Raw genomic sequence first — 12,912 nt, 5'->3', positions numbered from 1 at the left:
TACAAGATGTTCAACAGGTTACAGACCATGGAACAGAGCCGCGCGTTAAAACAACAATCCCAATGGCTATTGCCCTGGCACTGGTTGGTGCCGCTATTTTGTTTATTGTGCGCAGGAATAGTGACTGAATATCAATCGAGACAATTGGTCGAACAGCGGCAAAATCAGGCGCTGCAGCAGTTGGTAGGCTTATCTGGCCAGCTACGTTCTTTTGTCGAATCTGAATTAAACACCTCTTTGTATATGAGCCTTGGGCTGGCGTCCCATTTACGCGCCAGCGATGGCAAACTTTCCGAAAAAGAAATGTTGTTTTTACTACAAAACTTGCTGGAGCAAGGCAAACATATCCGCAATATAGGCTTGGCGCCTGACAATGTGCTGACACTGATTTATCCGGTGCAGGGCAATGAAAGAGCCTTAGGACTGGACTACAAAAACTTGCCTCAACAATGGCCTGAAATTAAACAGCTGATTGAAGAGAAAGAGCCCAAATTAGTGGGGCCAGTTGCCTTGATCCAAGGTGGGGAGGGGTATGTCTATCGCGTGCCGTTATTTCTGAATGATGGCAGCTACTGGGGCATTATCAGCACTGTACTGGATTTAACTTCCTTTAATCAGATGCTATTGCAACAAGCGAATAGTCTTCAGGTGCAGGTGGGGATCCGTGAAAAAGACCAATCTTCCGGCGCTTTGTTTGGTTATTCGCATTTATTCAGTGAAGATGCGCTGGTGCTGGATTTAAATATCAAAGGGGCGGAGTGGCAGATTGCTGTGCGTTTTATGGATGATGCTACGGGCTGGGGATTGTGGCAATGGCGTTTATTAGGAGCGTCCTTGTCGGTTGTATTTTGCCTGATGCTGGCCTGGTTGCTTTACTCCTACAGGCGCAGTGCCTTGTTCGCAGATGCACTGCAAGACAACGAAATGTATTCACGTCGTATTATGAACAGTGTACTGGACGTGATAGTGACCACAGATGTGGATGGTACCATCGACAGGGTCAACAGCGCTGTCAGCACTGTGTTTGGTTATTTACCTATTCAACTGGCGGGTCAACCTTTTAGTCTGTTGTTAGCGTCAGGGCAAGCCGAGGTATTGGCTACGCAAGATCCGGGGGAAGGGGCTGCGATTGAATTGCTGGGAGTTCGTCACAGCGGCGAAATTTTTGCGATAGATTTATCGCGTAACAGTACTGAACACCAGGGTAAAGCCCGTTATGTCTGGTTGATCCGCGATATTTCCGAGCGGAAAAAGGTAGAACAGTTAAAAAACGAATTTGTCTCTACCGTCAGTCATGAACTACGTACGCCCTTGACCGCTATCACCGGTGCTTTGGGTTTGGCTATAGGTGGAGCTCTGGGTGAGCTGAATGAAAAACAGCAGCATATGCTGATGCTTGCGCAACAAAATAGTCAGCGTTTGGGTAAGTTAATCAACGACTTGCTGGATATAGAAAAGCTGGCAGTGAATAAAATGCAGTTTAAATTCAGGCTCTGGCCTTTAAACGAGCTGCTCAGACAAGCCATAGAACTGAATCAGCCAGTGGCTTTGCAGCGTCAGGTGAGGCTGGAGCTCCACTGTGCTGAACAGAATGATTTGTGGGTAGAGGTCGATGAAGTGCGTTTGCAGCAGGTGATGGCTAATTTATTGGCTAATGCGATACGGCACTCGCCGACAGGGGCCGTAGTACAAGTCAGTATGGCGCTATCACCTAAAATGGTTAAAGTCACAGTAACTGATCAGGGAAGTGGCGTGGCATCGGGTTTCGAGCCTCGTTTGTTTGAGAAATTTTCACAGGCCGATTCATCGGATCGACGGCAAGTGACAGGGACAGGACTCGGCCTGGCTATCTGTAAAGACTTGATTAAAGCCATGCGTGGCGAAATTGGTTACCAGCGCTCTGAGCAAGGTGGAGCCTGTTTTTATTTTACCTTGCCTTTGGCAACTGAATTATCTCTGGAATAAGGTTTGTTATGTTGACGTGGATTGATTTAATTGCGGTTCTTTGGTTTTTATCGCTCTGGATTGGGTACACCTTAGTGGCCAGACGTAAGGCCAGAACAGCCAGTTGTTTGTCTTTTGAGCTTCGCCGTAAGCGCAACGACTGGATGAAACAAATGCTGAACCGTGACAATAAAATGGCCGATGTAGCGCTGATTTCTACGCTGGAACGCAATGTATCGTTTTTTGCCTCCAGTACCTTGTTGATACTGGCGGGTTTATTAACGGCTTTGGCTTCAAGTGGCAGTATCAGTGAGGTATTAAGTTATTTGACGCCATGGGCTACTCAAAATAAAGAAACTGTGCAGGTGAAAATTCTGTTCCTGGCGGTGATTTATGTCTTTGCATTTTTCCAGTTCACCTGGTCATTACGTCAATATGGTTTTGGTGGAGTACTGATTGGTGCTGCACCAGATGGTCGTGAGATGACAGCAGAAGAACAGGCCTTGTATGCCAACAGAACAGCCAAGGTCATTGATCAGGCTGGGCATTCGTTTAACTATGGCTTGCGGTCGATTTATTTTTCGTTAGCTACTTTGTCCTGGTTTATTGACCCGAACTTATTTATGGCTATGTCTGTGCTGGTATTGCTGGTGATGAAACACCGCGAGTTTCATTCAAAGGCACTGAAGGCGTTGCAGGAATGCTGAATTGCTGGGGTCAGGCATCAACCGTGCCTGACCCCAATGATTTACTCTTTGTATTCAAAAGCTTTAATAACGCGGGCTACGCCATCCACGTTGCGGGCTAAGTTAACTGCTCTTTCAGCTTCTTGCTGACTGACCAGACCCATTAAAAACACTTCACCGTTTTCTGTGACTACTTTGATATTTAAACCACTGACGTGTTCATCGGCCAGAAATTTGCCTTTGATGCGGGTAGTGATCCAGCTGTCTTTACTGCCTGTACCAAAGCTGATTTCGCTGGCAACACGCAGTTGGTTATGTACGTCTTTGACGCCTTCCACTCTGGATACTTCACCAGCCACTTCACGCACACGCTCGTTGGGTACCTGACCTGTTAACAGCACTACACCGTTGTAACTGGTCATATTGATATTGCCCTTTTTCTTGGTTTCAGGATTTTCGTCTAAAGCCCGGATCACCTTCACCTGAATACTTTTATCGTCAATCTGACTGCCCAGCGTACGTGGATCGCCTGCTGATTTAACAGCTGTTGCTCCACCTGCTAATACAGCTGCGGCACAACCTTGTAATAACCAGCTGGTCAGTAACACCAGTATTAATTTATTCAACATCAAAGATCTCCTTGTTGCGGAAACAGAGTTATGTCGATCAGTTCGCATAACGCGTGCAGTAAAAAGGTATAACATTCAAACACCCGCGCTGGTCTGTGCGCTGGTACCTTTAATTCTGTGTCCTGATTACCTAATAAACCCGATAATTCGCCACTGTTATCTACAGTTAAAGCCACGACAGTCATATCTTTGGTTAAAGCAGCTTCGACCGCTTTAATCAGATTATGTTCTTCGCCTGTCATTGAAATTGCGACCAGCACATCACCAGCCTGACCTAAAGCCCGTACCTGACGCGCCAGATGGTCGGGGTTTTCCTGATTACCAGGTTGTAAGCTGGAGTTGTTACTCAGCAAAGCAAAAGCCGGTAAACAAGGCCGTTCGGCTTCAAACTGATCCAATAACAGCTGAGCAAAATGAGTGGCTAAAGCAGCAGATGCGCCTTCGCCACAACAAATCACTTTGCCGCCATTGATCAGGCAGTTCACCAGACTGACGGCGGCGTTTTCGATAGGGGCAGACAATGCTTCGCCTGTCGCTATCATGGTTTGAATATTTTCAGTAAAAAGTTGCCTGATATGGTCTTGCATTAGTTAGCTGTTCCTGCAAAAGCGTTCTTAATCCAGCGAATATCTGCTGGCTGTTCGGTAATGGCCACTACATCAAAACGGCAATGCTGTTGGCCAACACTTTGTAAATAACACTGAGCAGTACGGGTTAGCTTTTGTTGTTTGCTGATAGTTACGGCCGCAGCGGCACCACCAAAATGGTTGCTGCGCCTGAACTTCACTTCAACAAAAACCAGCGTCTGTTGCTCGCGCATCACTAAATCAATCTCACCAAAGCGACAACTGTAGTTTTGCTGCACCAGTTGTAAGCCTTGTTGCTGTAAAAACACTAAGGCCTGTTGTTCATAAAACTGACCAGTGCTTGTGCTCATTTAAGGGGTCCGTGGTGTCAGCAAACCATCCTTACTGTATTTCCCCCAGGTTAACTGTCGCTGAACCTGTCCACCTGTGGACAAGGCCAGATTGCCTGTTAAACCCTGATAACGCAGAGCTGGAAATTGTTGCTGCTGCTTTAAACGGAAAATTAAGTGGTAAGAATCGTACCCCATGGCAAATAAACGCTGCAGGGTTTCGTCTTGCTGTGGAAACAGTTGTTCAAATTGCTGGCGGAATTCTTGTTGCTGCCCCGTACTAAGCATCCATGGCATTTCGGTAAAAGTTAAACCCTGCAGGTCGCGGCGGTCGGTGAATTCTGCCGACTTTTGATGGCTGCGTGAACTGGCGTACACAGGCACAGTGGTTTTAGTCGGAGCGACTGACACATCAATGTAGGGTTTCAGTAAACGGGTTTGCGAAGGGTCAGCCAATAAATAAATAGCGTCTATATCCTGACGGCTATGAGGTTCAGCTTTGACACCTTCACCAGCTAACTGGCTGATTTCGCGGATACGCTGCTCGCTGGCTGCGGTTTCCAGTAATTGTTTGATGGTGCTTTCCATACCCGCCTGATCAGCAAACCAATAGACTTCAGGTTCTTTCCCCGCTATTTGTTTCCAGTCACGGCCAAATTGTTCAGCCATACGCTGGCTCAACGGGTTGCGTGATGCCATCAGCACAGGTTGCTTATAGTTTTTCTGTTTAAACAGCATGGCCATTTGGTGCGCTTCATCTTCCACACTTAAGGAAAAATAAAACTTATCGGCAGATTGTTGCACCAAATCGGTTTTGCCATTTAAAAACAGCGTTGGAATAGTCCAGTCCGCTTGTTGTGAAATGGCATCCACTTGTTCTCTGAGCAAAGGCCCAATAACAAAATCCACTTGCTCTGCTGCCAGTTGCTGCTTCAAAGCTGCAGCCTCGGTTTGGCTGTCGATAAAAATCAAACGGGCTTGCTGGTTGGCTGAGGCGGCCAGAATACCTTGTTGGATGGCTTCGGCGTGCTGGCGGAAGTTACTGCTAAAAGGCAACAAGACGGCGATAGTTTTAGGCGAAAATGCATCTACAGCACTTAATTGCTGAATTTCAGCTGGTAGTTGCTGCAAAGATGGCAGATTTGGGTATTGCTGTTGCCAATCGCTGATTGCCTGAGTTAAAGCCGGAGTGTTACCTAAATGCTGCTGATGCAGTTGCAGTAACTGGGCCCAGCCCTGAGTGGTGGGATCTGAGCTTTGGCGCAGGTTTTCTAACTGGTCCGGTGTCAGCATACCCAGTTGTTGCCATAGAGCACTTTGATAAGCGCTTTGCTCTGGTTGTAATGCCAGCAATTGCAGGTAGGTTTTAACGGCTTTATCCGGTTCTCTTCTGCTGCTTTGATACTGAGCCAGGCTTTGTAAATAAGCGGCTTTATCTTCATCTCTGAACGAGCTTAACGAATACTGGCTGCTGAATTTTTCAATATCTTCATGATCGCCAGCTGCGATCAGGCCCTGAAAAAAGGGCAATAAGTTAGCTTGTTGTACATCAGGTGCTGCTTGTTGTGCCAGAACCCGGCTAATAGCTAATGCCTGTTCTGTTTCACCTTGTTGCAAATGCGCTTTGGCCGCTTCAAGCAATTGCCATTGCTGTTCTGAACCTTGCTGTTGACCTGCCTGTTCAATAAAGTCGGCGCCTGATAAAGGCCGTTCGATTTTAACGACTTCCACTTCATCTTCTGCCTCAACAATAGGCTGGACTACAGGAGCTCGTTTTACCGGAGCAACCTGCTGTGGTGCGGAAGAACAACTGGCTAACGCTATGGCGCTGCCTAAAAGAATAAATGGCTTCAGTTTGCTGGATTTCACAATGCACAGGTACAATGAAGGAAACATGCAGGTATCTTACTCAGTGCCGTGCCTAAGCTCAATGAATTCCAGCCAAAGTAATTCAAGTACAACGGAATAAGCGCCATATGACTGCACAAAGCGGAAATTTATACATAGTAGCCACGCCTATTGGCAATTTAGATGACATCAGTCAGCGCGCCATCAAAACCTTAAGCACTGTGGCCTGGGTGGCGGCAGAAGATACAAGACACAGCGGTAAGTTACTCAGTCACTTAGGTATTTCAGCTAAAATGCTGGCGCTGCATGACCACAATGAAAAGCAACGAGCTGCCACTTTATTGCAGAAATTACAGGCAGGCGAAGACGTTGCCCTGATCTCAGATGCGGGCACGCCGCTGATTAGTGACCCGGGTTACAGTCTGGTGCGTTTATGCCGTGACGCTGGTGTACGTGTAGTACCAATACCTGGTCCTTGTGCTTTGATCAGCGCTTTGTGCTGCGCTGGTTTACCTACAGATAAATTCCATTTTATTGGCTTTTTACCTGCCAAAAGTCAGCAACGTCAAAATGTATTAAGTGCCATTCCACAAGGTGTAGGCACCTTAATTTGCTACGAAACGGCACGTCGTATCAAAGATTGTTTAGAAGATGTAGTGAAGGTGTTTGGTGCAGAACGTGAGCTGGTACTGGCCAAAGAGCTGACTAAAACCTTTGAAAACTTTGTCTATGGCACAGCTGCAGAGATCACAGCCTGGTTAGATGAAGACCCAGCCCGTTGTCAGGGCGAAATGGTGTTAATGATAGCGCCAACTTTAGCTGCCGAAGAAGAAATTAACCCGGCAGCTCAGCAAACTCTGAAGCTGCTGATGAGTGAATTACCACTGAAAAAAGCCGCCGCTTTAACGGCAGAAATTCACGGCGAAAAGAAAAATGCTTTGTATAAATTGGGTTTAAGCTGGGATACCGAATCGTAGGGGCGGGTCTTATACCCGCCCGTTTCAAATTCCAATCTGATGTTAATTAGGCTTGTCCCCGCCCGCGACTTTTATCAGATGTTGATACTGTAATAGATAGAGTCTGGCCAACAACCTTGCAGCTTCGAGGAAGAAGGGTATAATGCGCGCCGTGAGTTGGCCCAGACAATCGCTGCCTGTGTAAGCAGGGGGAGGAAAGTCCGGGCTCCATAGGGCAGAGTGCCAGGTAACGCCTGGGCGGCGCGAGCCGACGACTAGTGCAACAGAGAGCAAACCGCCGATGGCCCTTGCGCAAGCTGGGGATCAGGTAAGGGTGAAAGGGTGCGGTAAGAGCGCACCGCGCGGCTGGTAACAGTTCGTGGCACGGTAAACTCCACTCGGAGCAAGACCAAATAGGCCCCCTTTGGCGCGGCCCGCGTTGGGGGCGGGTAGGTTGCTTGAGGCGTGCGGTGACGTACGTCCTAGAGGAATGATTGTCCACGACAGAACCCGGCTTAACGGGCCGACTCACACCTTCTTATTTCCTTTGCTGACAATTAATTACTCAGCAAAGTTCGGTAGCTGCGGTATGGCTATAGCCCAAGCAGACACGCCGTGAATATGTCCCTATAGGCTCGTCTTTGGCATCCCTGCCAAAGACGGTCTTCTTAGAACTATAGCCATCCTCGCTTTAGCTAGTCTGCTACTGCAGTTTTGCCAAATGAGGCAAATTTCCTCTGCTTATGAATAATTCAGTGTTATTTTAACGGCTAAGAGTCATTTGCTTCTGTTAAGTTTAACTCTCCTTTTAGGCTTCCATCCTTCCTTAATCGCTCTACCCATTGAATTAACTGCTTCTCATGTTTATCGGCTCTAGCTCCATGTATGGTGCAGTCGACAACTACGCTAGCTAGATTAATATTAGTACCGGAAATATTCGCTCTATCGAAAGTGCATTGCACTAGTTCTGCGTGTTCAAAATCTGCACGCTGGAGCCGAGCTCTGGAAAAGTCTATTCCTCGGAGTTGTGATGAAATCCCGAATTTTACTCCTGTAAGTCTTGCGTCAACGAATCTTACGGAATTGAGTGTTGCATGACCAAATCGGCTCCAACTTAACTTTGCTCCTGTAAAGTCAGCATTACTGAGATCGGTGCTATCAAAGATCCCAAAGTGCGCGCTCGTTCCCCTCCAGATAGTCGATTGTAGGTTTGCACCAAATAGATCTACCATATCCAGACATTGCTCTGAGAGATCCAAAAATGATAGACACGAAAATAGCAGTGGCGACTTAGCCCCTGAGCGTTGAGGACACATTCGACGTAAAAAGGAACCAAAACTCACTTCGGTACTAAAATTTAGTTTGGCAACTTTTTGTAGAGCTACGGACACAGCGTTTAAAGCTATTAAAAGTGATGTCGACGAGTTAATTTCTTGGCGACACGCAGATGAATGGCTGAGGTTACCAATTTTCTCCATGGGAATTAAGTGTTCAATGACATGTGTAGTTAGTTCAGTGAGAACAGGTTGCCAAACTTCTAATTCTTCAATCTGCCGCTTAGCGATTTCACGACGAAGAAATCTCTGAACATACTCAGTCATTGCTGCAGGCCCAGTAAGTTTCGCCCAATGAATCAAAGCATCAGTTGTATCGAAACCGTCGTCGGTGTTTGCTATTCTCCGATTTCTCTCAGTTATTATGCGATCAAGACCCCTTACGATGCGCATCGCTGTGAGATACTCACCAAAACTTTTATGTGTGAATACAAATGTCGAATCGTCACCAGCGGCCTCGCTTCCTCGCCTGAAGAAAAATGCAGCTAACAATTTGGTTGTTCCTGCTTGAGCTCCCTCAGTAAAAGAGTCCAATAATGCGGTGAGCCCACTCTGTTTACAGTGAAAAAGTATATCCCTGACAGAGGTTGAACGGCCGTCGCTTCCGTGCCAAGCAGCTAAACCAATCTCTTCTAAAACTCGCACAAAGTCTCGGAGAATAATATGGCTAATTGGTCGATAAGTTCTTGTTTTCTCATAACCCCGTTCATGCACCGCAACCACGAGGTCTGCGTAAACTGTATTCAAGTTTATTTTTCGATTGAAGTCGATTTTCCCACGTCGGTAGCTTAGGGCGACTAGATAATTCAACAAAGGTTGAGCCGTGATTTCATCAATTTCCGGCAATTGCAGTTGTTTGGGAACTCCTGTGAACTGTTGCCCAACCAGCGTACCGTACTTTTGCCACCAAAGTTGTCGCAGGTCTACTTCAAGTATTTTTTTACGGTCTGCATATGTCGATTTGTCTTCCGTAACAAAGTAGGGAAGTATGTTAAGCACTTGTCGTGGGCGTCGAAACTCAGTTTCGTTCTCTTGGACGATTAACTCACGGCCACTTATTATTACGTTAATAGGATTCGGGCCAAGATTTCTTCGTTCAATCATCTTTTCGACAGCTTGTATAAAATCACGAGCAACTTGTGCAGCAGCTTTACCCATACTAGCGAGTTCGTCTAGGCCATCGAAGACCAGAAGTACACCTATCTCCTTCCTATCAGGATCTAACGGATTGAATCCAAGTAGTGCTTCATCTCGAATAAACTTTTCAACTTCGCTTGAAACGTCACGTGTAGGATCTATAAGATGCAGCGGGATATAAATGGGTTTTGCGATGCCGCGTTTTGCTATTTCAGCGCAAAAAACTCGTGTAAAAGAAGACTTCCCACTTCCTGGACCACCACTGATTACTCGCAAAGCATCTGATTTATCTTGAGACCCGAGCCAATGTACAAGCTCATCTTCAAGGCAAACACAGACCCTTCTGTCTTTTGTTCGGAACTCAGAGGCACTTTGCTCGGATTTTTCAACACGTTCTACGTAGTAAGCATTGAGCGGGATATAAAGCTGAGCGAGGCTAAATGGCTCGTCGAATATATTTTCCGATATCCGCTTTTGTAGGTATGAAAAATAAGCATTCCAGCCTTGTAGAGCGTATTCAGCCTTTTTGAAAGGAGTATCTTGTAGGTCTAATAACCGTTTATAAATAGAAGAATTTTTTCGCCATTCAGACGATAGCGAATTAACGAAGTATGCAGGAAGTCGAGCCGCTATAGACTGTGAGTTCCAAGGTGAAACACCATTATCACAGAGCCAGTTAGAATAGGCTTCAATTACATCTTTGAGAAAAGGTTGATCGGCTGGAGCGTCAAAGAATTTATCATTGAAAGAAATGGCTGTTCCAATTAACTGTTTCTCAAGTTGTTCGCTAATTGAGCAATCTTGAGAAGAGCTTGCGTCGAAGTGCGAGGTACTTTCTCGTGATAATGACTTTAGGGCGTCTAAGAGCGCATTTGAAACTAATGCATATCCTAACTCCTCAATTGGAGTCTCTAACCCAAGACTCACCGCAGCTTCGACGGTATCGTTGCCTAACTCTTCGAACTTGAGAGTGGTAGCATGGGTAGCCATCTTTCCAAGTGCTTTAAATAGCGGCTTTAAATCTAGAGTCACTTTACGATTCCATATAGATTTTGGCTTCGTCAAAGTTACTTTCGTATTCTGATTTTCCATTCCGTGCTCCTTGCTTAATCCTGTTTCTCTGAGCGCACACCAAAGCTCGGCAAAATTGATACTTGTGCTTGGCGTGTTAATTTCCTGCTATTTTTTTGTATGCACAGCATGTATTTATTGCTTCTAATAGCGGCATGTCATTTTTTTAATCGTCATGTAGAGTTAGTTATTTTCATCTATTTGTCCAGTAGTTGTTTTCGGGATTTAAGATGCTATCAAATAATTCCACGGTGACTGAATCACTATCAAGTGGCGATGCACCTTATAAGTTTGGTAGTCTGAACCCCTTAATAACTTGCTGATATTCCAATGCAAAACGTAGCCTTATCTTCTCCTCCTTCCATCCCATTTTGGCAAGCTTTCTGGTTTTGGCTGAAGTTGGGTTGTATCAGCTTTGGTGGGCCTGCCGGACAGATTGCTCTGATGCATACTGAGCTGGTGGAAAAACGCCGTTGGATCAGCGAAGGCCGGTTTTTGCACGCGCTGAATTATTGCATGCTGCTGCCCGGGCCTGAAGCACAACAGCTGGCGACCTATTTAGGCTGGCTGATGCACCGCACTTTGGGTGGCGTGGTGGCAGGTTTGTTGTTTATTCTGCCGTCATTACTGCTTTTGGTGCTGCTGTCCTGGGGTTATCTGGTGTATGGCGAGCACCCTTGGGTAGCTGCATTGTTTTATGGGATTAAACCTGCGATAGCCGCCATAGTGCTACATGCCGCCTGGCGTATAGGCGGGCGGGTGATGAAACACCCGTTATTATGGGCTATAGCTGTTGCTGCTTTTGTCGCTATTTTTGCCTTTCAACTGCCATTCCCGCTTATTGTTTTGTCTGCCGCCTTGATTGGTTTTATCGGCAGTAAAGTGACACCTGCAGTGTTTTCATCTGGCGGTCATGCGGCTTCCCAAAAAAGTTATGGTCCGGCTTTGATTGACGATACAACCCCAACTCCTTCACATGCGTTATTTCGCTGGAGCCGTTTTGTCGTGGTAGTAGCTTGTGGTTTAGTACTGTGGGCTTTACCTATGTTGCTACTTACCTTCAGTTTGGGCTGGCAACATCAACTGACCCAAATGAGCTGGTTTTTTACCAAGGCTGCATTATTAACTTTTGGTGGTGCTTATGCTGTGCTGCCTTATGTCTATCAGGGCGCTGTAGATAAGTTTGGTTGGTTAACGCCTGGGCAGATGATGGATGGCTTGGCTTTAGGGGAAACCACACCAGGCCCGCTGATTATGGTGGTGGTTTTTGTCGCTTTTGTTGGCGCTTATGTGCATGCCAGCTTTGGCCCTGATTTGATGTTGCTGGCCGGAATTACAGCCGCGCTTCTGGTGAGCTGGTTTACCTTTTTACCTTCTTTTATTTTTATTCTTGCAGGAGGTCCTCTGGTGGAATCCACTCAAGGCAAGTTACAGCTCACTGCACCATTAACGGCAATAAGTGCTGCGGTGGTGGGGGTTATTGTTAATTTAGCGCTGTTTTTTGCATACCATGTTGTATGGCCAACAGGCTTTACCGGTGCTATCGACTGGCAAGCTGTTCTTATTACTATACTTGCAGCGCTGGCTTTGTTTGTGGCGAAGCAGAGCTTAATGCGGGTGATAGCAGGAGCCGCTATGTTGGGTTTAGTTTTATCTTTTTGGAGTTTTTATTAATGTGGATTGATCTGCGGCAGTTGGACCCTTCAGCGGCTTATAAGCTATTAACCAGTACTATCACCCCTCGACCTATCGCCTGGGTATCGAGTCTGTCTTCAGATGGCGTATTGAATTTAGCCCCTTTTAGTTTTTTTCAAATGATCACAGATCAGCCACCGACCCTGATGATCTCCACTCAGCATAAAGCCGATGGCAGTCGTAAAGACACCAGCCTAAATATTGAAGCGACCCGGGATTTTGTAGTGAATCTGGTGCCGCATGCGCTGGCTAATGAAATGAATATCAGCGCAGCCGCAGTGCCTGCAGATGAAAGTGAATTTGATTTAGCCCGTTTGGAACAGGCGGCGTCCAGCCAAATCAAAGTGCCTCGTGTGGCATTAGCTCCTGTAGCTCTTGAATGCAGGTTATCCAGGTTACAACCTTATCCGCCGGAAAACCCAAGCTGTGAAGTGATTTTTGCAGAAGTGCTGGCGATTTATATCAACCCCACATTATTGGATGCCAATGGCATGCCTGATCCATACAAAATGGATTTAATCAGTCGTATTGGTGGTTCAGGTTACAGCAGGGTTGCTGCTGATATATTTCAGTTAGCCCGACCTGCTTCTGCAGTGCGTCGCTGAACTTCCTGTTTTTCGCCCTGACTGTCTTATGGCAGACAGGGCTTTTTTATATCTGATTGTGAGCGCTTGCTTACTTTTAAAGTCTTGCTAC

General features: G+C 46.4%; 10 protein-coding genes and 1 other RNA gene. 6 read left to right on the top strand and 5 right to left on the bottom strand.

The annotated features are described in order from the left end of the window. The first annotated feature begins 27 nt into the window (after positions 1-27). Entirely contained in the window at positions 28-1,965 is a 1,938-nt protein-coding gene (locus OM978_RS18590; protein WP_264343810.1) for an ATP-binding protein, read from the top strand. Between the two features lie 8 nt (positions 1,966-1,973). Continuing rightward, on the top strand, positions 1,974-2,651 hold the full coding sequence (locus OM978_RS18585) for a DUF599 domain-containing protein (protein ID WP_264343809.1): 678 nt from the start codon (positions 1,974-1,976) through the stop codon (positions 2,649-2,651). Between the two features lie 41 nt (positions 2,652-2,692). Here OM978_RS18585 and dolP read toward each other — a convergent pair whose 3' ends face one another. Genes dolP through OM978_RS18565 form a run of 4 tightly spaced genes read right to left on the bottom strand, consistent with a single transcriptional unit; the run spans position 2,693 to position 6,071 of the window. Next, a complete protein-coding gene (gene dolP / locus OM978_RS18580) occupies positions 2,693-3,259 on the bottom strand; it encodes a division/outer membrane stress-associated lipid-binding lipoprotein (protein ID WP_264343807.1) in 567 nt (188 codons plus the stop codon). Next, positions 3,259-3,846 (bottom strand): SIS domain-containing protein, encoded by a 588-nt coding sequence (locus tag OM978_RS18575; RefSeq protein ID WP_147903563.1) that lies wholly within the window; start codon positions 3,844-3,846, stop codon positions 3,259-3,261. Before OM978_RS18575 ends, dolP begins: the two co-directional genes overlap by 1 nt. Then, complete coding sequence (locus OM978_RS18570) at positions 3,846-4,196, bottom strand: YraN family protein (protein ID WP_233008042.1); 351 nt, start codon at positions 4,194-4,196, stop codon at positions 3,846-3,848. The genes OM978_RS18575 and OM978_RS18570 overlap by 1 nt, the downstream gene beginning before the upstream one ends. After that, positions 4,197-6,071, bottom strand: coding sequence for a penicillin-binding protein activator (locus OM978_RS18565; protein WP_264343805.1), 1,875 nt, complete (start codon positions 6,069-6,071; stop codon positions 4,197-4,199). An 80-nt stretch (positions 6,072-6,151) separates the two neighbouring features. Between OM978_RS18565 and rsmI the strand changes: the two genes are divergently transcribed. Both rsmI and rnpB read left to right on the top strand, forming a co-directional pair. Then, positions 6,152-7,000 carry a 16S rRNA (cytidine(1402)-2'-O)-methyltransferase gene (rsmI, locus tag OM978_RS18560; protein WP_264343803.1) on the top strand — a complete coding sequence of 283 codons (849 nt, stop codon included), beginning with the start codon at positions 6,152-6,154 and terminating at the stop codon, positions 6,998-7,000. A 153-nt stretch (positions 7,001-7,153) separates the two neighbouring features. Beyond that, positions 7,154-7,513: RNase P RNA component class A (rnpB, locus tag OM978_RS18555), an RNA gene on the top strand. Positions 7,514-7,749: 236 nt separating this feature from the next. On the opposite strand, the gene OM978_RS18550 is transcribed toward rnpB, so the two are convergent. Beyond that, positions 7,750-10,542, bottom strand: a complete 2,793-nt coding sequence (locus OM978_RS18550) for a pentapeptide repeat-containing protein (protein WP_264343802.1) — start codon at positions 10,540-10,542, stop codon at positions 7,750-7,752. 309 nt (positions 10,543-10,851) lie between these two features. Here OM978_RS18550 and chrA point away from each other — a divergent pair, with 309 nt between their 5' ends. Both chrA and OM978_RS18540 read left to right on the top strand, forming a co-directional pair. After that, a complete protein-coding gene (gene chrA / locus OM978_RS18545) occupies positions 10,852-12,195 on the top strand; it encodes a chromate efflux transporter (protein ID WP_264343801.1) in 1,344 nt (447 codons plus the stop codon). Next, a complete protein-coding gene (locus tag OM978_RS18540) occupies positions 12,195-12,821 on the top strand; it encodes a flavin reductase family protein (protein WP_264343800.1) in 627 nt (208 codons plus the stop codon). Before chrA ends, OM978_RS18540 begins: the two co-directional genes overlap by 1 nt. Positions 12,822-12,912 lie beyond the last annotated feature (91 nt).

Source organism: Rheinheimera sp. MM224 (genome assembly GCF_947090785.1).
Classification (GTDB): domain Bacteria; phylum Pseudomonadota; class Gammaproteobacteria; order Enterobacterales; family Alteromonadaceae; genus Pararheinheimera.
This window is presented reverse-complemented; position numbering and strand designations above follow the sequence as displayed.